A 20,604-nucleotide genomic window follows, 5' to 3' on the forward strand; every position below is an offset into this window, starting at 1 on the left:
CTGGCGACAGGCGACGGGTCGGGGCGTCACGGCCTCAGTACCAGTTCATCGCCTGCGAGTGTGACCAGGCGCTGCACGGGGTTCCGTAGGCCGCCGAGATGTACTCGAGGCCCCAGGCGATCTGCGTAGCGGCGCTGGTCTGCCAGTCGGCTCCCGCCGATGCCATCTTGCTGCCGGGCAGCGCCTGCGGAATGCCGGTAGCCCCGCCGTCGGCGTTGTATGCCTGGTAGTTCCAGCCCGACTCCTTGGTCCACAGGGAGTCCAGGCACGAGAACTGATCCCCACCCCAGCCGTACCGGCTCGACATCTGCTGCTGCGCGGAGGCCTTCGCACCCTCGACGGTGTTGGCGGACGCGAGCGCCGCGGCGGCCGCCCGCTCGGCAGCTGCATGCTCTGCCGCCGCCTTGGCCGCGGCTGCAGCGGCTTCCTCCGCAGCCCGCTTCTCCTGTGCCGCGGTGAGCGCGGCACGCAGATCCTCCGTGTCCGAGACGACCTTCGCGAGCTCCGACTCCACGTCGTCGGTGACGATGCCCACGAGGAGCAACGGGGTCACCTCACTGTCGGAGAGCTTGTCGATGCCGCTCTCGAGCTCGGTCGTGTCGACCGATGTCGAGACACCCACATCGAGGCCGGATGCGGCGACGTCGGCGCTCACCGCCTCGGCGGCCGCGACAGCACTCCGGGCCTCCACGCGCGTGGACGAAGCGTCTGCGGTGATCTGCGCCAGCGGCTCGGCACCGGACAGCGCGGGCGCGGCGACGGCGATGGCCGGGCTCATGGCGGCCGCGGCAGAGGTGGAGGCCAGGCCCACGCTGAGCGTGATTCCGACCAGGGTGGCGGCGGTCACTCCGAGGATGGCCATCGGGCGGCGGGCGGTGACGGCGGCGCGGGCGGACGCCGCGTCAGAGGCGCGCCGAAGCGCACGGGTTTTCTGAAGCATCGGGTTCGACTTTCGGGTTGTCGTACGCCCTCGCAGGAGACTCATCGGGAGCTCGTCCCGGGCGCAAGCCAACGAGTCTGCACCATCAACCTGAGTGAAAACCATCCCTGACCTGGGATTTACATGAGAAGAGGGCCTCGCGCACGCCTTTCGGCGGCACGAGGCCCTCTTCTCGGAGCAGACTCAGGCGCTGGCGTCCTGGCGCTTCAGACGCGCGGTCTCGCGAGCACGGGTGTTCGCATCGAGGTTCACCTTGCGGATGCGGACGACCTCGGGCGTGACCTCGACGCATTCGTCGTCACGTGCGAACTCGAGGCTCTCCTCGAGCGTCAGCTGGCGCGGAGGCGTCATCGACTCGAAGGTGTCGGAGCTCGCCGCACGCATGTTGGTGAGCTTCTTCTCCTTCGTGATGTTCACGTCCATGTCGTCGGCGCGGGAGTTCTCGCCGATGACCATTCCCTCGTAGACCTCCTGCGTGGGCTGCACGAAGAACGACATGCGCTCCTGCAGGGCGATCATCGCGAACGGGGTGACGACACCCTGGCGGTCGGCGACGATCGAGCCGTTCTGACGCGTCGTGATGGAGCCGGCCCACGGCTCGTAGCCGTGCGAGATCGCGTTCGCGATGCCGGTGCCGCGCGTGGTGGTGAGGAACTCGCTGCGGAAGCCGATCAGGCCGCGCGACGGGACGACGAACTCCATGCGCACCCAGCCGGTGCCGTGGTTCGTCATGTTCTCCATGCGACCCTTGCGGCCCGCCAGCAGCTGGGTGATCGCGCCGAGGTGCTCCTCCGGCGTGTCGATCGTGAGGTGCTCGAACGGCTCGTAGGTCTTGCCGTCGATCTTCTTCGTGACCACCTGCGGCTTGCCGACGGTGAGCTCGAAGCCCTCGCGGCGCATGTTCTCGACGAGGATGGCGAGGGCGAGCTCTCCGCGGCCCTGCACCTCCCACGCATCCGGACGTCCGATGTCGACGACCTTGAGCGAGACGTTGCCGATGAGCTCCTTGTCGAGACGGTCCTTGACCATGCGAGCGGTGAGCTTGTGGCCCTTGACCTTGCCCATGAGCGGGGAGGTGTTGGTGCCGATCGTCATCGAGATGGCGGGGTCGTCGACCGTGATGGCCGGCAGCGGACGCACGTCCTCGGGGTCGGCGATGGTCTCGCCGATGGTGATGTTCTCGAAACCGGCGATGGCGACGATGTCGCCGGGGCCTGCGGAATCGGCCGGATAGCGCTCGAGTGCGCGTGTCTTCAGGAGCTCGGTGATGCGCGCGTTCTGGTGCGTGCCGTCGGCACGGACCCAGGCCACGGTCTGGCCCTTCTTGAGCGTGCCGTTGAAGACGCGCAGCAGCGCGAGACGACCGAGGAACGGGCTGGAGTCGAGGTTCGTGACCCAGGCCTGCAGCGGGTGCTCGTCGTCGTAGGACGGCGCGGGCACGTGCTCGAGGATCGCCTCGAACAGCGGCTCGAGGTCGTCGTTGTCGGGCAGCGAGCCGTCGGCGGGACGGTTCTGCGACGCGGCGCCGGCACGACCGGAGGCGTAGACGACCGGCACGTCGAGCAGCGCGTCGACGTCGAGGTCGGGCACGTCGTCGACCAGGTCGGAAGCGAGGCCCAGCAGCAGGTCGTGCGCCTCTTCCTCGACCTCGGCGATGCGCGCGTCGGGACGGTCGGTCTTGTTGACGAGCAGGATGACCGGCAGCTTCGACTCGAGCGCCTTGCGCAGCACGAAGCGGGTCTGGGGCAGCGGACCCTCACTGGCGTCGACCAGCAGCACGACACCGTCGACCATGGACAGGCCGCGCTCGACCTCGCCACCGAAGTCGGCGTGACCGGGGGTGTCGATCACGTTGATCGTGATCTCCTTGCCGCCGGCGTGCTTGCCCTTGTACGTGATCGCCGTGTTCTTGGCGAGGATCGTGATGCCCTTCTCACGCTCCAGGTCGTTGGAGTCCATGGCGCGCTCATCGACGTGGGCGTGTTCGCCGAAGGAGCCCGTCTGACGCAGCATGGCGTCGACGAGAGTCGTCTTGCCGTGGTCGACGTGGGCGACGATTGCGACGTTGCGGAGGTCAGAGCGGAGGGCGTGCGCCATGCAGGTGTCCTAAAGAGTGTGGGATTTTGCCGGGAAGCCGACGTTCCAGGATAACGCAAGCTCAGGGCGTGTTCCTGAAAACAGGTCGTAGCATCGAGATCGTGACCCGACCGCAGGCCTCCGGAGACCTTCCCGAGCTCTCCCCCACCCCCTCTCGCGCACGGCTGTGGTGGGAGATCGCGATCGTCCTGGCGCTCGGGCTCGGGCAATCCGCCGTGTACGCGATCGTGCAGCTCGCCTACCGCCTCACCGATGAGATCCCGATCGCCGATCAGGTCGCGAAGCTGAACCCCTCACGCAGCGACCGGGAGATCTTCGACCTCATCTACCAGGTGCTCGCGATCGGTTTCTCGCTCGTCCCCGTGCTGCTGGTGTGCTTCCTGCTCTGGCAGTCGCGCCGACCGCACCTGGGGCAGCTGGGGCTGGACGGCACCAGGGCGGGGCGCGACATCGGTCGCGGCGTCCTGCTGGTCCTGGCCATCGGCGTGCCCGGCATCGGCCTCTACCTCGCCGGTCGCGCGCTCGGGATGACCGTGGCGATCGACCCCGCCGGCATCGACGCCTACTGGTGGACGGTGCCCGTCCTTCTGCTCGCTGCCGCACGGGCCTCGCTGCAGGAGGAGTTCGTTCTGCTCGGATATCTCTTCACGCGGCTGAAGCAGCTCGGCTGGGGGCCGTGGTCGATCATCATCGGCACATCGGTGCTGCGGGCCAGCTACCACCTGTATCAGGGCTATCCCGCGTTCTTCGGGAACCTCGCGATGGGTCTGCTGTTCGGCTGGCTGTATCAGCGCTCAGGGCGCCTGATGCCGTTCCTGGTCGCGCACTTCCTTATCGATGCGGCCGCGTTCGTCGGGTACCCGTGGGCGGCAGCGCTGTGGCCCGACCTGTTCGGACTCCCCGGCTGAGCCGAAGAGTCGCGGTCAACCCGCGTTCGCCACGAGGACGGCCAGCACGGCCCAGACGACGATCACGACCAGCGCGATCGTGGCCGGACGATCCCAGCTGCGTCGGATCGGGGCGTCCGCGGTGGCGGGGGCGGCTTCCCAGCGCTCCTCGATCTCGGTGAGCGCGCGGATGCCTGCGGGCATCTTCTCCTCGCCGTCGCCCCCGCGAGCGGGCATGCGGATCGGGCCGGCCTTGGCCGGTCCCCCGTAGCAGGCGAGATCCTTCCCGTCGTCGAGCGAGAAGATCAGCTGCCACCGCAGGTCGACGGCGCGCACGCGCTGCCAGCCGAATGTGATGCGGCGGAGCAGGTTCTGCACCACCACACCGTCGTCGTCGATGCGCACGGCCGAGGCGAAGGAGCTCACATACACGAGCCAGAGCACCAGCAGCACCCACGGGGCGAGCAGCAGCATCGGCCCCCACCCGGCCCGCAGGACGGCATCGCCCAACAGGAACAGGGCCAGAAGCGAGCCGATCACGAGCGCGGCGGGACCGGAGGGCGCACGGAATGTCCGTACGCCCTCCGACCTGTCGTCCGTCGTCACCGTCAGTGGCTCCCGAGGGTGATCGACGCGCCGGGAATCGCCTGGAGCAGACGCTCCGTGTACTCCTGCTGCGGGTTCGCGAAGATGTCGTCGACCGTGCCGTGTTCGACGACGCGCCCTTGCTCCATCACACAGACGCGATCCGCGATCACCCGGACGACCGCGAGGTCGTGGGTGATGAACAGATACGTCAGGTCGAGCTCGGACTGGAGTTCGGCGAGCAGGTTCAGCACCTGCGCCTGCACCAGCACGTCCAGCGCCGACACGGCCTCGTCGAGGACGACGATCTCCGGCTTGAGCGCGAGGGCCCTGGCGATGGCGACGCGCTGACGCTGACCGCCCGAGAGCTCGTTCGGATACCGGTCGGCCACACTCGATGGGAGCGCGACCTGGTCCAGCACCTCGAGAACGCGCTTGCGGCGGGAGGCGGAGTCGCCGACCCCGTGCACGCGCAGCGGCTCCGCCACCGTGTTGCCGATGTTGTGCAGCGGATCCAGCGAACCGTACGGGTCCTGGAAGACCGGCTGCATCTCGCGACGCAGTGCCTGCAGCTCGGGCCGCGAGAGCGTGTCGGTGTCCCGACCGTTCACGAGGATCGAGCCCGACGTCTTCGTCTCCAGACGCAGCAGCATCTTGGCGGCGGTCGACTTGCCGGAACCGGACTCGCCGACGATGGCCATCGTGGAGCCCTTGGGCACCTGGAAGGACATCTTGTCGACGGCCGTGAAATCGGTGGAACGGAAGCCGCTCCCCCGAATCTTGTAGACCTTCGTCACATCTCGGAACTCGATCACCGGCTCGGCAGGAACCGCCTCGGTGTGCGCGATCGATGCGAGATCGACCGTGCCCGTGGCCTCCGTGAGCACCTCGGCGAGGGGGTCGACGTGACCCGTGACCGCCGTCTGGATGCGCTTCGACGCCAGGCTCGGCGCCGCGGCGACCAGCCGCTGGGTGTACGGATGCTGCGGGTTCTGCAGGATCTCGAGCGCGGGACCCGATTCCACGATGCGACCGCGATGCATCACGACGAGGTTCTCCGCCCGCTCCGCGGCGAGGCCGAGGTCGTGGGTGATGAACAGGACCGCGGTGTTGCGCTCCTTCGTGAGGGTGTCGAGGTGATCAAGGATCCGCTTCTGCACCGTGACGTCGAGCGCGCTGGTGGGCTCGTCGGCGATGAGCAGTTTCGGATCGGACGACAGCCCGATGCCGATGAGCACCCGCTGGCGCATGCCGCCGGAGAACTCGTGCGGGAACTGCCGCAGACGCCGATCGGCATCCGCCAGTCCCGCCTCCTTCAGCACCTGGATCGCCTGCTTGCGTGCAGCCTTGCGGCCGTCGGCCTGCCCGTTGGCGAGGATGGTCTCCTCCACCTGGAAACCGATGCGGTGCACCGGGTTGAGGCTGTTCATCGGGTCCTGGGGAACCAGGCCGATGAGGTTGCCGCGCACATGCTCGATCTCGGAGCGCCCGAGCTTCGTCAGGTCGCGACCCTCGAATTTGACGGCGCCACCGGTGACCTTCCCGCTGCCGGGCAGCAGGTTGATGATCGCGTGCGCGGTCGTCGACTTGCCCGAGCCGGACTCACCGACGATCGCCATGGTCTCGCCCGGGTAGATGTCGAAGCTGACGCCACGCACCGCTGGGACGAAACCGTCCTGCGTCTTGAACGCGACCTCCAGGTTCTCGATCGACAGGAGCGGGACATCGGGGTTGTATTCGGCGGTCATCGCAGTGCCCTCGCCTTCGGGTCGAGCGCGTCTCGCACCGTCTCGCCGAGCATGATGAACGACAGCACGGTGAGGGAGAGAGCGATCGACGGATAGATCAGCGGCATGGGGTCGGTGCGCAGACGCGTCTGCGCGGCCGCGATGTCGTTACCCCAGGAGATGAACTCCGGCGGCAGACCGACGCCCAGGAAGGACAGCGTGGCCTCGGCCGTGATGGCCGCGGCCAGACCGACCGTGCTGAGCACGATCACCGGGGCGATCGAGTTCGGCATGACGTGCGAGAACATCGTCCGCACCCGGGATACCCCGAGCGCTTCGGACGCCATCACGAAGTCAGCCGAACGCACGCGCAGGATCTCGGCGCGCAGGATGCGCGCCACCGAGGGCCATCCGAAGAAGCCGATCGCGAGGGAGACCACGAGGATGTTCCGGTTGTCGAGAAACATCGACATGATGACCACGGCGGCCAGCACGTAGGGGATCGCGAAGAACATGTCGCCGATGCGCATGAGGAGCGAATCGATCCAGCCGCCGAAGAAACCGGCGAACGCACCGATCACGATGCCCATGGCAGCGATGATGATCGTCACCAGGATGCCGACCGACAGCGAGGTCCCTGCGCCGTGCACGACACGGGAGTACACGTCACAGCCCTGGAAGGTGTACCCGAGCGGGTGCCCTGCGGAAGGGCCGTCGTTCGAGAACTTCAGGTCGCACTGGAAGGGGTCGACCGGAGCGAACAGGTCGGGGAACGACGCGATGATGACCAGCAGCACGACGAAGACGCCGGCGGTCCAGAACATCCAGCGACCACGGAGGTCGCGCCACGCATCGAGCCACAGGTTGCTCTTGCGCTCGCTGACACGGACGGCATCGACGGCCCCGAGGCCGCCCTCGTCTGCCTCGGCCACATAGTGCGCCATGCGGCGGGTGGGAGTGTTATCGGACATAGCGGATCCTCGGGTCGAGCACACCGTAGAGCAGATCGATGAACAGGTTGACCAGGACGTAGATCACGACGAGCACGGTCACGATCGAGACGATCTCCGGCCCATCGTGCTGGTTGATGGCCTTGAAGAGCTCGTTTCCGATACCGGGCACGTTGAACACGCCCTCGGTGACGGTGGCGCCGACGATCAGGATGCCGAAGTCGGCAGCGAGGTTCGTCGTCACGGGAATGAGCGAGTTGCGCAGCACGTGCACCGGGATGACGCGCCGCGTGGGGAGGCCCTTGCCGAACGCCATCCGCACGAAGTCCTGCTGACGCGTCTCGATGACCGAGTTGCGCGTGAGCCGCACCACGTAGGCGAAGTTCAGTGCGGCGAGCACGATCGCCGGGAGTATCAGGTCCGACCAGGGCGCACCTCGTCCGACCGTCGGTCGGAACAGATGCAACTCGATGGCGAGGAAGTACTGCGCGATGAAGGCCAGCACGAACACCGGGATAGAGATGAGCAGAAGGCTCACCAGCATCGAGGCGTGGTCGAAAAGGCTGTTCTTGCGCAGGCCGGAGATGAGACCGACGACGACGCCGAAGAGCAGCTGGATGACGATCGCCAGCAGCGCGAGGCGCAGCGTCACCGGGAACTTCGCGGCGAGGATCTCATTGACGCTCTGGCCGCGGAAAGTCGTTCCCAGGTCGCCCTGGAACAGGTCGCCGAGGTAGATCAGGTAGCGCGTGAAGAACGGCTGGTCCAGGTGGTACTGCGCCTGCAAGGCGGCGTACTGCGCATCGGTCGGTGTCTTGTCACCGAACAGAGCGAGAATCGGGTCACCCGGTAGCAGGAAGACCATCGAGAAGATCAGGAAGGTCGCCCCGAGGAAGACGGGTATCGCCTGAAGAAGGCGACGAATGATGTAGGCAGTCATAGGCGTGAACTCAACCGCGCCGTGCGGGGCGACGCTTGCGCATCGCCCCGCACGGCGGGTTCAGATCAGAGCGGGAGTGTTACTCGCCGGCCTTGGTGATCTCGTACACGATCGGCCAGCTGTCCCAGCCGTACTCGACGTTGTCGACGAGCGTGGAGAAACCGGCGTTGGTCGAGCGGTACCAGAGCGGCAGGACGGGAAGGTCCGTGAACAGGACCTCCTGCGCCTGCTCGAAGAGCTTGTTGCCCTCTTCGACCGACGGCGCCGTGGAGCCCTTCTGCACGAGCTCGTCGTACTCGGGGTTCGAGTAGTCGCCGTCGTTGGAACCGGCACCGGTGATGAACAGCGCGCCCAGGATGTTGTACGCACCCGGGTAGTCGAACTGCCATCCCGAACGCGTCGCCGCGTTCAGCGAACGGTTCTTGATCTCCTCGCGGAGCGTCGCCAGGTCGGGGAAGGACTGACCGGCGGCGTCGATGCCCAGCGTGTTCTTGAGCTGGTTGGTGACCGCGTCGACCCAGGGCTGGTGTCCACCGTCGGCGTTGTACGCGATGGTGAACGTGCCGCTCCACGGGGCGATGGCGTCGGCCTGAGCCCACAGGTCCTTCGCCTTGTCGGCGTCGGCGTGCGTGACCTCGGAACCGGCGATCTCGTCGTTCCAGCCCGCGATCACCGGGGAGGTGAAGTCGACGGCCGGCGTGCGGGTGCCCTCGAAGATCACGTCGGTGACCTGTTCGCGGTCGATCGCGTAGGAGATGGCCTGACGACGCAGGTTGCCCTCTTCGTCGTTGCCGAAGTGGGCGAGGCGTGCCGGGATGGTCAGGCCTTCCCAGATCGCGGCCGGCTGGTCGACGGCGCGGTCGCCCAGGTCGTCCTTGTAGGTGGCCAGAGCCGTCGGCGGCACGCCGGGGTTGATCACGTCGAGGTTGTCCGAGAGCAGGTCGGTGTACGCAGCCTCGGCGGTCGCGTAGCTGACGAAGTCGACTCCGCCGTTCTGCGGCTTGCGGGGACCGTCGTAGCTCTCGTTCGGGAGCAGCGAGATCACGGAGTCGTGCTCCCACTTGTCGAGCACGTACGGGCCGTTGCCGACGGGAGCCTGGCCGAACGCCTCGGGGTCATCGAAGAACGACTCGGGGAGCGGCGCGAACACCTGGTAACCCAGAGTGGTCGGGAAGTCCGACTGCGGAGCGGCGAGCTCGACCGTGAACGTCGTGTCGTCGACGACCTCGAGAGCGAGGGAGTCTTCCTTCACGGCGTCGGCGCTGTAGCCGGAGAAGTTGGCGAACCACCACTGGTTCTCGAAGGCGGGGTCGGAGGCGGCATACTGCCATGCCTCGACGAAGGACTCCGCGGTCACGGGGGTGTCGTCGCTGAACTTCTCACCCTCCTTGATCTTGATGGTCCAGGTCTGGTTGTCTTCCGACTCGATCGACTCGGCGAGGTCGTTGGCGAGGGCACCGTCGGCTTCGTAGTAGACGAGACCGGCGAAGATGTTCTGCAGAACGAGTCCGCCGCCGACCTCGTTGGTCACGGCGGGGAGGAGCGGGTTCTGAGGCTCGTTGCTCTGAACCGTGACGATTCCGGTCGACGCTTCGCCGCCTTCTTCGCCACTGCCGTTGTCGCCGCCGGATGCGCAGCCTGCGAGCGCGATCGCGCCGACGGCCAGCAGAGCGGTGCCCGCGAGGGCAGTCCTGTTTCTTTTCACTTTTGTCCTCCTGTGGACACGGGGATTCTGCGCGCTCACCATCGAGCAGGCAGGGATACCTGAGCGTAACCCGCACCCGCGTCGCCCCCGCCCTCAGCTAACGAACTGTTACTGAGTGGTGACCATACGTAACAAGGCCGAAACACCGGGAAAAGAGAGACGGTGCCGCACCCACAACAGGGGTGCAGCACCGTGTGCTCACATGAGCATCCGACTCAGGCGAAAGCCTCCACCGGCGGGCAGGCGCAGACGAGGTTGCGGTCGCCGTACGCCTGGTCGATGCGGCGCACCGGCGGCCAGTACTTGCCTGCGACGAGGGCGCGCACGGGGTATGCCGCCTCTTCCCGCGAGTACGCGTGGTTCCACTCCCCCGCGATGAGCGAGACCGCGGTGTGCGGCGCGTGCACGAGCGGGTTGTCGTCGGCCGGCCAGCGACCGGCGGCGACCCCCTCCGCCTCGGCCTTGATCATGACCATGGCCTCGATGAAGCGCTCGATCTCGTCGAGGTCCTCCGACTCGGTCGGCTCGACCATCAACGTGCCCGCGACCGGGAACGACATGGTCGGCGCGTGGAAGCCGTAGTCGATGAGGCGCTTGGCGACGTCGTCGACCGTGATGCCGGTGGCCTCCTTGAGCGGACGCAGATCGAGGATGCACTCGTGAGCCACCCGCCCGTTCTCGCCCGTGTAGAGCACCGGGAAGTGCGCGCCGAGCCGCTCCGCCATGTAGTTCGCGGAGAGAACGGCCGCCGCGGTGGCGCGACGCAGCCCGTCGGCGCCCATCATCCGCACATACGCCCACGAGATCGGCAGGATCCCGGCAGAGCCGTAGGGCGCTGCGGAGATCACACCGCCCTCGAACGTGTACCCGCCGAAGTGCTCCGCGCTCTGGGCGAGCGGGTGCGAGGGCAGGAACGGCGCGAGGTGGGCCTTCGCCGCCACCGGACCGATGCCGGGGCCGCCGCCGCCGTGCGGGATGGCGAACGTCTTGTGCAGGTTGAGGTGCGAGACGTCGCCCCCCAGGTCGCCGAAGCGCGCGTAGCCGAGCAGAGCGTTGAGGTTCGCGCCGTCGACGTAGACCTGCCCCCCGGCGTCGTGCACGGCCGCCGTGATGTCGACCACCTGCTCCTCGTACACGCCGTGCGTGGAGGGGTACGTGATCATCAGGGCCGAGAGGTCGTCGGCGTGCAGCGCGACCTTCGCGCGCAGATCCTCGAGGTCGACGTTGCCGAGCTCGTCGGTCGCGACGACCACGACCTTCATGCCGGCGAGGACGGCCGACGCCGCGTTCGTGCCGTGCGCCGAAGACGGGATCAGGCAGATCGTGCGGTGCTGGTCGCCGTTGGCGTGGTGGTAGCCGCGGATCGCGAGCAGCCCCGCGAGTTCACCCTGCGAGCCCGCGTTCGGCTGCAGCGAGACCGCGTCGTACCCGGTGACCTCGGCGAGCCAGCCCTCGAGCTGATCGATGAGCTCGAGGTATCCCTGCACATCGGCCGCCGGAGCGAACGGGTGGATGCCCGCGAACTCGGGCCACGTGATCGCCGCCATCTCGGTGGCCGCGTTGAGCTTCATCGTGCAGGAGCCCAGCGGGATCATGCCGCGGTCGAGCGCGTAGTCGCGGTCGGCGAGGCTCTTCAGATACCGCATCATGGCGGTCTCGCTGCGGTGTGCGTGGAACACCGGGTGCGTGAGGTACTCGTCCTGACGCCCCAGGTCCGACGGCAGGGCGTTGCTGCCACGCTGCAGGAAGCCGAACGCACGCTCCTGTGCGCCACCGAAGACCATCGCCACCTGATGCAGCTCGGTCACCGTGGTGGTCTCATCGACCGAGATGCCGATCGTGTCGGCATCGGCGACGCGGAGCAGGATGCCGTATCCGTCGCGCGCCTGCGCGGCGTGCTCGGCCGCACGCCCCGGCACCCGCACCGTGACCGTGTCGAAGAACGCGTCGTGCACGACCTCGGCGCCCGCCTCGGCGAGCCAGGTACCGAGCAGCGCCGCCTTCGTGGCTGCTTCCGACGCGATCGCACGGAGCCCGTCGGGGCCGTGATAGACCGCGTACATCGCCGCCATCACGGCCAGCAGCACCTGGGCGGTGCAGATGTTCGACGTCGCCTTCTCACGGCGGATGTGCTGCTCGCGCGTCTGCAGAGAGAGACGGTACGCGGGCTTGCCGTCGGCATCCACCGACACCCCGACGAGACGGCCAGGGAGCTGTCGCTCGAGGCCGGAGCGGACGGCCATGTAGCCGGCGTGCGGCCCGCCGAAGCCCATCGGCACTCCGAAGCGCTGCGTCGTGCCGACGGCCACATCCGCGCCCAGCGACCCGGGCGACGCGATCAGTGTGAGCGCGAGCAGATCAGCCGCTGCGACGGCGAGTCCGCCGGCGAGGTGCGCGGCGTCGAACACGGCGGACGGATCCCAGACCCGACCCGATGCGCCCGGGTACTGGACGAAGACACCGAAGAGATCACCGGGCAGCTCCTCCCCCGCGGCGAAGTCGACGGACACGATCTCGATCCCGAGGGCTTCCGCGCGGGTCGCGAGCATCGCCCTGGTCTGCGGCAGTGCGTCGTCGTCGACCGCGAACACGTTCGAGGACGACTTGGAGGCGCGCCGCGCCAGCAGCATCCCCTCGACGACGGCCGTGGACTCGTCCAGCATCGAGGCGTTGGCCGTGGTGAGACCGGTGAGGTCGGAGACCATGGTCTGGAAGTTGATGAGCGCCTCGAGGCGACCCTGCGAGATCTCCGGTTGGTAGGGCGTGTACGCCGTGTACCAGGACGGATTCTCCAGCACGTTGCGCTGGATCACCTGCGGCGTGATGGTCCCGTAGTAGCCGAGGCCGATCATCGGGCGGTTCACGGTGTTGCGGGACGCGAGGGTCCGCAGCTCTGCGAGCGCCTCGGTCTCGCTCGCTGCCGCGGGGATGCGAGTCGGCGTCCCACCCTCGGTTTCGGGAGACGGTCCGGTGTAGATCGACGCCGGCACGGCCTGACGCATCAGCGCCTCGACCGGGCTCAGCGCGTCGTCCGCTCCGGCGGTGTCGAGGCCGAGGGCAGCGAGCATCGTGCGCTGCGCGGCATCCGTGGGTCCGATGTGACGATCGGCGAAAGTGACCACTGGTGAATCAGCCCTCCGTCAGCGCGACGTAGGCGTCGCGGTCCAGCAGACCGTCGAGCGCACCGGCGGAGACGGTGACCTTGAGCAGCCAGCCACCCTCGAACGGTGCCGCGTTGACGAGCGACGGATCGTCGACGGCCGCGTCGTTGATCTCGACGACGGTGCCGGTGACCGGCGCGTAGAGCTCGCCCACCGACTTCGTGGATTCGATCTCTCCCACGACGGAGCCGGCGGTGACCTCGGTGCCGACGGCGGGGAGTTCGACGAACACGACGTCACCCAGCTTCTCGGCGGCGTAGTCGGTGATGCCGATGGTCACGGTGTCGCCGTCAGCGGCGATCCACTCGTGCTCTTCGGTGTAGCTGAGGGCGGCGAGGTCGGTCATTTGGTCCTCCGGTAGAAAGGCAGGGCGGTCACGGTCGCGGGGATCTTCGTCCCCCGCACATCAAGGAATACTGCTGTTCCCTCTTCGGCGGAAGAAGGGTGCACGTAGGCCATCGCGATCGGATGGCCGAGAGTAGGGCTGAGGGCTCCGCTGGTGATCTCGCCGAGCTTCTCCCCTTCGCCGTCGACGACGGCATAGCCGGCGCGGCCGGCGCGCTTGCCCTCGGCGACGAGGCCGACCAGCACGGGGGCGTCGGATGCGCCGGCCCGCTCGACGGCGACGAGCGCTTCCTTGCCGACGAACTCATCCTTGGCGATGACGACGACGCGACCGAGGCCGGCCTGGGACGGCAGGGTCTCGAGGGTCAGCTCATGACCGTACAACGGCATGCCCGCCTCGAGGCGAAGGGTGTCGCGCGCCGCGAGACCGGCGGGCACGAGCCCGTGCGGTTCGCCTGCCGAGACCAGTGCGTCCCACAGTGCGAGCGCGTCAGCAGCAGAGACGAGCAGTTCGAAGCCGTCTTCGCCCGTGTATCCCGTGCGAGCGATGAGCAAGGGCTCTCCGAGGAAACGTGCGTCGGCCCACGCGTAGTACTTCTGATCGGCCCAGGGACTGCTCAGCTCAGTGATGCCGGAGGTCGCAGCGAGGATCGCCTCGGCGGCAGGCCCCTGAACCGCGAGCAGCGCGTAGGAGTCCGACACATCCTCCACATCGACGCCGCGGTCACCGAGGAAACCGGCGAAGCTGCGGTCCTCCCCCGGCGTGAGCGGCGGCTGCTCACGCTCGAGGAGCGAGGGGAAGTCGCGGACGCGTTTCGCGAACGCGGAGTCCACGAAGCCCCGGTTGCCGGCGTTCGCGATCACGAGGTAGCGGTCGTCGGCAAGCCGGTAGGCGATCACGTCGTCGACGATGCCGCCGTTCGCGGCCAGCATCAGCGAGTACTTCGCCTTGCCCACCGGCATCGCGGAGATGCGTCCGGCGAGCGCGAAATCGAGGAACTCGGCCGCCTTCTCGCCCGTGACGAGGAACTCCGCCATGTGCGAGATGTCGAAGATACCGGCGGCCTGTCGCACGGCGTGGTGCTCGGCGAGGTCGGAGGTGTAGCGCACGGGCATCTGCCAGCCGCCGAAATCGGTGAACGACGCGCCGAGCGCCTCGTGGCGTTCACGCAGCGGGGTGTAGCGGGGGTCGGACATGGAGTTCTCCCGGGCTGTGACGGGCGGAACGGCGGCATCGCCGCTCCTCGGAACTCCCCCTCTGTCATAGGCCTGAGAGCTTCACCCGTGCACGGAGGCGGGGTTTTCACCGTCGGCGGATCCGCAGTCTCGCGGGATCGCTTTTCAGAGTGGCCGGAACCGCGCGGTACGCGTACCTGAGAGATTGGCGGGGAGGCTTGCTCCTTCGGTGCCCGGCTGCGTTCGCCGGGGCTCTCCCGCGTGGTTCATTCGGCCTGTCTTCAGTTGTGGGATCAGTCTACCCGGTCCGGCCCCTGGCACCGGGCTCCCGTGACGCGCGTTCGAATCGCGCAAATGGTCCCATTCGGGGCACCGTAGGGACCATTCACGTGATTCGAAGCGAGGCTGTCAGTGCGCGATACCGAGCTCGGCGCGCACCTCGTCGCGGAGGCGTCCGAGGTTGTCGGGCTCGGGAGCGGCACCCAGGAGCGTCTTGGTGTACTCGTGCTGCGGGTTGAGGATGACCTCGTCCGCAGGCCCGCGCTCCACGACGTCGCCCTTGTAGAGCACCATGATCTCGTCCGAGAAGTGTCGGGCGGTGGCCAGGTCGTGCGTGATGTAGAGGACGCCGAGGTTCTCCTCGCGCTGCAGGTCTGCGAGGAGGTTCAGCACCCCGAGACGGATCGACACGTCCAGCATCGACACCGGCTCGTCCGCGACGATGAACCGCGCCCCGGGGGCCAGGGCCCGCGCGATCGCGACACGCTGACGCTGCCCGCCGGACAGCTCGTGCGGGCGGCGATCGGCGTAGCTCTCCCCCGGGGTCAGTCGCACGCGCTCCAGCAGCTCCACGGCCCGCTCCCGCACCTCGCCACGAGACAGCTCCGGGTGGTGCAGGCGGATCGGCCGCTCCAGGTGATGCACGATCGTGTGGAAAGGGTTCAACGACGCGAACGGGTCCTGGAACACCATCTGCACGTCGGCGCGGTAGCGTTCCAGCGCCCGGCCGCGGGTTCCGGACGGTTTCCCGTCCAACAGGATCTCCCCGCTGGTGGGGGTCTCCAGCTTCATGAGCATCCGCGCGATCGTCGACTTCCCCGACCCCGATTCGCCGACCAGCGCGACCGTCTTACCCGCCTCGATCGTGAAGGACACGTCTTTCACCGCGTGCAGGATGTTCGTCTTGAAACCGGAGCGCAGGGGGAAGTCCTTCACCAGGTTCCGGGCCTCCAGCCGCGCCGGCTGCGCCGCGGTGGGTGCGGTCGTGTTCGCGCTCATCGGACGCCCTCCTGGCTGACACCGGTGCGGACGAAGTCGCCGCGTTCGCCCTTGAGCGACGGGAAGCTCGACAGCAGCCGTTTCGTGTACTCGTGCTGCGGGGTCCGGTAGATCTCCTCCGCCGTGCCCTCCTCGACGATCTGTCCCTGCAGCATGATCGCGATCCGGTCGCTGATCTCGATCAGCATCGGCAGGTCGTGGGTGATGAAGATCACCGCGAACCCGAGCTTCTCGCGCAGCCGCATGATCTCGCGGATGATCCCGCGCTGCACGACCACGTCGAGCGCGGTCGTCGGCTCGTCCATGATCATCACCTGCGGATCGAGGGCGAGGGCCATCGCGATCATCATCCGCTGCCGCATGCCGCCCGAGAGTTCGTGCGGGAAGCTCGTCAGGCGGTTCGGGTCGACGCCGACCAGGGTGAGCAGCTCTTCCGCCCGTGCGGTCTTCGCCTTCTTGCTCATGCCAGGGCGGTGCGTGTCGAAGATGTCGAAGATCTGCGCCTTGACCGAGATCACCGGGTTGAGCGAGTTCATCGCCCCCTGGAAGACCATCGAGATCTTGTCCCACCGGAAAGCCCGGAGGCCCTCGCCGTCGAGACCCACGATGTCGATGTCATGACCGTCGCGGTCATGGAAGACGATCTCCCCCGCCGTCATCAGCGCCGGCGCCTTGAGGAGGCGGTTCATCCCATAGGCCAGGGTCGTCTTGCCGCAGCCGGACTCTCCCGCGAGACCCAGGATCTCGCCGCGGTTCAGCGTCAGCGACACATCGCGCACGGCTTTCACCGGCGGGTCGACCTCGTACTCGATCGACACGTTCCGCGCCGTCAGCACCGGCTGGCTCATGCGGTGACCCCCTTGGTCTTCGCGGCCTTGCGCACACGGCGCGCGGCGTCGGGCGCGTTGCGCAGCTTCGGGTTGATGACCTCGTCGATCGCGAAGTTGATCAGTGCGAGGCCGGCGCCGAGGATGGCGATCATGATGCCCGGCGGGACGAACCACCACCACGCTCCGCGGCCGAGCGCCTGGCCGGACTGCGCGTCGTTGAGGATGGTTCCCCAGGTGATCGAGTCCGTCGGTCCGAGCCCCAGGTACGACAGCCCGGCCTCGCCGAGGATCGCGAAGATCAGAGCGAAGAGGAACTGCGCGGTGAGCAGCGGCAGGAGGTTCGGCATGATCTCGACCAGGATCACACGCAGCGATCGCTCGCCGGCCACCTTCGAGGCGTAGACGTAGTCGCGGGTGCGGAGGGAACGGGTCTGCAGGCGCAGGACGTAGGCGGCGCCGGCCCAGGAGGTGATGCCGAGGAAGATCGCGACCAGCTGCCAGGTGCGCTGCGGCACGAAGGAGGCGATCACCATGACCAGCGGCAAGGCGGGGATGACGATCATCACGTTGGTGATGAGGGCGAGTCCGTCTTCACGCCAGCCGCCGAGGTATCCGGCGAGGACACCGAAGACGAGCGACAGCACGATCGCGATCACGCTGGCGATCAACCCGACCATGAGCGATCCCTGCGCACCGATCGCGAGCTGGGCGAACATGTCGTTGCCGAGCTTCGTGGTGCCCAACCAGTGCTCCGCCGACGGCGGCTGGAGTGCAGGGTTCGCCGTGCTGCGCGGATTCTGCGTGAAGAACGGCGCGATGATCGCGAACAACACGATCGCGAGCACGAGGAGCGAGCCGACGATGAACTTCGGCGATGTGCTCGGCAGGATGCGCCGCTTGCGGCCTCCCCGCTGTGTCGCGAGCGAGACGGTGCTGGCCGGCGCCGTCATGGGCGCGTCCTCCACGGTCAGGAGACCGGCGGTGTTCTGCGGATCAGACATTCTGGCGCGCCCTCGGGTCGATGAAGCCATAGACGAGGTCCATGAAGAAGTTGGCGGCGAGCACCGTGATGGTGATCACCAGGAACAGGCCCTGCATCAGTGCATAGTCGTTGTTCGTGACGGCCTGGAACATCAGCTTGCCGATGCCCGGATACGTGAACACCTGCTCCATGACGATGGAGCCGGACACGACGAAGCCGAGCGTGATCGAGAATCCGGCGATCGACGGGATCGCAGCGTTCCTCGCGGCGTACGTCGTCATGATGCGGCGGTGCCGGAGGCCCTTGGCCTCGGCGGTGAGGACGTAGTCCTCGGCGAGGGTGGCGACCATCATGTTGCGCATGCCGAACAGCCAGCCGCCCACGGAGCTGATCACGATCGTGATCGCCGGAAGCAGCGAGTGCGCGAACGCGTCGGAGAAGAACGCCCAGGTGGGCTCCGGCCCGTCCGGGAAGTCGAACACGTCGTAACCCCCGAAGATCGGGAACCAGCCGAGTCCGACCGCGAACACCGACACCAGGATCAGCGCCAGCCAGAAGTACGGGATGGACTGCAGCACGGTGGTCGCGGGGATCACGTGGTCGACCCAGGTGCCCCGCTTCCATCCGGCCCAGGCACCGAGTGCGACGCCGAGGACGAACGAGATGACGGTCGCCGTGCCGACCAGGACGAGTGTCCACGGCAGGGCCCCGGCGATGAGCTCGGTCACCGGGGTCGGGTACTTCGTGACCGAGATCCCGAGGTCGCCGCGGAACATGCGGCCCCAGTACGCCAGGTACTGGTCCCAGAGCGAGGAGTCGTCGCCACCGAGCAGGAGCTTGATGTTGCGGATCGTCGTCTCCGAGATCTCGCCGCCCGCCCGCTGCATCTTGGCGATCATGATGTCGGCGGGGTTCCCCGGCATGAGACGGGGAAGCAGGAAGTTGAGAGAGATCGCGGCCCACAGCGTGAACGCGTAGAACCCGATTCTTCGTGCATAGAACTTCATGTCACTCTTTCCTGACTTCCTGCTTCCCGTCTCCTTTCGACTACTTGGCCGGCTGCAGCTGCGTCAGGACGTAGCCTGCCGCGATCGCACCCCAGGACGGCGGGAAGGCGTAGAGGTCCTCCTCCGTCGGCCAACCCGTGAAGTCCTTCGTGTTGTAGAACGTCTGGGTCGCGTTGATCACCAGCGGGATGTAGGGCAGGTCGCGGACGATCTCGGTCTGGATCGTGCCGTACAGCTCCTTCTTCTCCGCCTCGTCATCGGTGCTGATCGCGGCCTGCACCGCAGCGTCGACCGTCGGGTTGTTGTACCGGCTGAAGTTCCAGCGACCCGCCGGGACCTCGGTGCCGACCGGGCTGGTCGACTGCACCGCGGTGCCGCCGAACCAGTCACGGTAGATCTGGAACGGGTCTGCCACCGACGTGCCGATCATGCCGCCGACGATGAGCTGGAACTCTCCACCCTGTCGGGAGTCGGAGAACTCCTGCCACTGCACGGTCGAGACGTTGATCTTGATGCCGGCCGCGGCCGCCTGCTCGGCGATCAGCTTCGCGGCGTCGTTGTAGTCCGTCCAGCCGTCGACCGAGGTGAGGGTGAGCTCGAGCGGCACGCCGCCCTTCGCATAGAAGTCGCCGTCCTTCGTGTAACCGGCGGCCTCGAGGATCGCGTCCGCCTCGGCGACGTTCGCCTCCTGCGGGCTGACCTCGTTGGCGGGGTCCGCGACCCACTTCTCGTCGCGGGGCAGCAGGGCGTACGTCGGCGAGATGTCACCGGTGAGCCCGACGAACGCCTTGTCCTTAATGGTGGCGCGGTCGATCGCCAGGTTGAGCGCCTGACGCACGGCGACGTCGGTCTGCGGGCCGGTGCAGCCGAGCTCGGCGTTCGAGCAGGTGTACAGGACGGTCGGGTCCTGAGGGGTGTTGATCCAGTCGATCTTCCCGTTGCCCGTCACATCGTCGGGGTTGGGGATGAACATGCCGGTCCAGTCGAGCTCGCCGGCGGCGAGCAGGTCCTGCGCGGTCTGGTTGTTGTCGACCGCGATGTACTGGACCTTCTTGACGCCGAGCTTGTCGGCGTCGCGGAAGTTCTCGTTCGCGACGATGGTGTACGACTCGCTGGTCGTCTTCTCGACGACGTATGCGCCCGAGCCGACGGGCTCCTCGTTGGTGAAGTTCGCGAAGTCCTTGACGTCCGCCCAGATGTGCTCGGGGAGGATGTAGGTCGAGCCGAGGCGCTGGAACTCCGTCGTGTACTGCGCGGACGAGTACGTCAGCACGACGGTGGTGTCGTCGGTGGCCTCGGCGGAGACCAGACCGTTGCCCTCGGGATTGTTCGCCTCGTACTTGAACGAGAACGCGACGTCCTTCGCGGTGAGGGGCTCCCCGTCGCTCCACTTGAGGTCGGGCTTGATGGCGATCGTGATCACCGTGCCGTCCTCGTTGTACTCGAAGGTGTCGCCGATCAGGCCGACGGGCTCGGTGTCGGCGGTCTTGTTGTAGAAGAACAGCGGCTCGTAGATGGGGCCGAGCGCGCCGTGGAGCACGGTGGGCGCGAACGGGTTGTAGTTCGCGGCGATCGGCGTCTGGCTGCCGGCCCAGACGCGAAGGGCGCGGTCGCTGTCGGCATTGCCGTCGTCGCCGCCGCCGGTGCCGCAGGCGGTGAGGCCCATGGCGAGGACGGATGCTCCGGCGATCGCGGTGAGCGCGATTCTGCGCTTTCCGTTTCGGATCATTTCTCTTGTTTCCTCTCGGTGCTGCACTGCAGGAGGGATCGCTCCGGATGGAGCGGAACCCCGACTGTGGGGTTCGTGGTCCCGGGGAGGTGGCCGATCGGCCTCTTCCCGGAGGGGGTTTGTTAGGACAGTAACCTAACAAACCCTGTGGCGGCGAACAACCCTCCTGGAACGCGCCAGATAACGTTTCGGCCTCGACGCGAGAAGGCGTCATGTGCGCGCACTAAGGGTCTCGATGACACTAAGATCGAATCCGGAGGTTAAG

16 protein-coding genes and 1 riboswitch are annotated in these 20,604 nt (G+C 67.3%); of the genes, 1 reads left to right on the plus strand and 15 read right to left on the minus strand.

Annotation, left to right across the window (positions count from 1 at the left end):
• Window positions 1-34 precede the first annotated feature (34 nt).
• Both ACIOTO_RS00345 and typA read right to left on the minus strand, forming a co-directional pair.
• A complete protein-coding gene (locus ACIOTO_RS00345; RefSeq protein WP_262000643.1) occupies window positions 35-940 on the minus strand; it encodes a phospholipase in 906 nt (301 codons plus the stop codon).
• 183 nt (window positions 941-1,123) lie between these two features.
• Complete coding sequence (gene typA, locus ACIOTO_RS00350) at window positions 1,124-3,037, minus strand: translational GTPase TypA (protein WP_029262907.1); 1,914 nt, start codon at window positions 3,035-3,037, stop codon at window positions 1,124-1,126.
• 101 nt (window positions 3,038-3,138) lie between these two features.
• Between typA and ACIOTO_RS00355 the strand changes: the two genes are divergently transcribed.
• Window positions 3,139-3,945: a CPBP family intramembrane glutamic endopeptidase gene (locus ACIOTO_RS00355; protein WP_400855826.1), complete on the plus strand. Its 807-nt coding sequence runs from the start codon at window positions 3,139-3,141 to the stop codon at window positions 3,943-3,945.
• Window positions 3,946-3,960: 15 nt separating this feature from the next.
• Here the strand turns inward: ACIOTO_RS00355 and ACIOTO_RS00360 are convergent, their stop codons facing one another.
• The 13 genes from ACIOTO_RS00360 to ACIOTO_RS00420 form a co-directional block, all read right to left on the minus strand.
• A complete protein-coding gene (locus ACIOTO_RS00360; RefSeq protein ID WP_029262909.1) occupies window positions 3,961-4,530 on the minus strand; it encodes a PH domain-containing protein in 570 nt (189 codons plus the stop codon).
• A gap of 2 nt (window positions 4,531-4,532) precedes the next feature.
• Window positions 4,533-6,257, minus strand: a complete 1,725-nt coding sequence (locus tag ACIOTO_RS00365) for an ABC transporter ATP-binding protein (protein WP_400855828.1) — start codon at window positions 6,255-6,257, stop codon at window positions 4,533-4,535.
• A complete protein-coding gene (locus tag ACIOTO_RS00370; protein WP_029262911.1) occupies window positions 6,254-7,207 on the minus strand; it encodes an ABC transporter permease in 954 nt (317 codons plus the stop codon). The genes ACIOTO_RS00365 and ACIOTO_RS00370 overlap by 4 nt, the downstream gene beginning before the upstream one ends.
• A complete protein-coding gene (locus ACIOTO_RS00375) occupies window positions 7,197-8,126 on the minus strand; it encodes an ABC transporter permease (protein ID WP_029262912.1) in 930 nt (309 codons plus the stop codon). The genes ACIOTO_RS00370 and ACIOTO_RS00375 overlap by 11 nt, the downstream gene beginning before the upstream one ends.
• A gap of 79 nt (window positions 8,127-8,205) precedes the next feature.
• Window positions 8,206-9,831, minus strand: a complete 1,626-nt coding sequence (locus ACIOTO_RS00380; protein ID WP_029262913.1) for an ABC transporter substrate-binding protein — start codon at window positions 9,829-9,831, stop codon at window positions 8,206-8,208.
• Between the two features lie 215 nt (window positions 9,832-10,046).
• Complete coding sequence (gene gcvP / locus ACIOTO_RS00385; RefSeq protein WP_400858063.1) at window positions 10,047-12,899, minus strand: aminomethyl-transferring glycine dehydrogenase; 2,853 nt, start codon at window positions 12,897-12,899, stop codon at window positions 10,047-10,049.
• Between the two features lie 61 nt (window positions 12,900-12,960).
• On the minus strand, window positions 12,961-13,338 hold the full coding sequence (gene gcvH, locus ACIOTO_RS00390) for a glycine cleavage system protein GcvH (protein WP_105709585.1): 378 nt from the start codon (window positions 13,336-13,338) through the stop codon (window positions 12,961-12,963).
• Window positions 13,335-14,534, minus strand: coding sequence for a glycine cleavage system aminomethyltransferase GcvT (locus tag ACIOTO_RS00395; protein ID WP_105709584.1), 1,200 nt, complete (start codon window positions 14,532-14,534; stop codon window positions 13,335-13,337). Before ACIOTO_RS00395 ends, gcvH begins: the two co-directional genes overlap by 4 nt.
• A 154-nt stretch (window positions 14,535-14,688) precedes the next feature.
• Window positions 14,689-14,783, minus strand: a riboswitch (glycine riboswitch).
• A gap of 138 nt (window positions 14,784-14,921) precedes the next feature.
• Window positions 14,922-15,791 (minus strand): ABC transporter ATP-binding protein, encoded by an 870-nt coding sequence (locus tag ACIOTO_RS00400; protein ID WP_400855830.1) that lies wholly within the window; start codon window positions 15,789-15,791, stop codon window positions 14,922-14,924.
• Window positions 15,788-16,639 (minus strand): ABC transporter ATP-binding protein, encoded by an 852-nt coding sequence (locus tag ACIOTO_RS00405; protein ID WP_400855831.1) that lies wholly within the window; start codon window positions 16,637-16,639, stop codon window positions 15,788-15,790. Before ACIOTO_RS00405 ends, ACIOTO_RS00400 begins: the two co-directional genes overlap by 4 nt.
• Complete coding sequence (locus ACIOTO_RS00410) at window positions 16,636-17,622, minus strand: ABC transporter permease (protein ID WP_400855833.1); 987 nt, start codon at window positions 17,620-17,622, stop codon at window positions 16,636-16,638. The genes ACIOTO_RS00405 and ACIOTO_RS00410 overlap by 4 nt, the downstream gene beginning before the upstream one ends.
• Window positions 17,615-18,610 (minus strand): ABC transporter permease, encoded by a 996-nt coding sequence (locus tag ACIOTO_RS00415; RefSeq protein WP_091034174.1) that lies wholly within the window; start codon window positions 18,608-18,610, stop codon window positions 17,615-17,617. Before ACIOTO_RS00415 ends, ACIOTO_RS00410 begins: the two co-directional genes overlap by 8 nt.
• Window positions 18,611-18,650: 40 nt before the next feature.
• Entirely contained in the window at window positions 18,651-20,339 is a 1,689-nt protein-coding gene (locus tag ACIOTO_RS00420) for an ABC transporter substrate-binding protein (protein WP_400855835.1), read from the minus strand.
• Window positions 20,340-20,604 lie beyond the last annotated feature (265 nt).

Origin of the sequence: Microbacterium sp. NPDC087592 (assembly GCF_044743585.1) — a bacterium.
Taxonomy (GTDB): Bacteria; Actinomycetota; Actinomycetes; order Actinomycetales; family Microbacteriaceae; genus Microbacterium.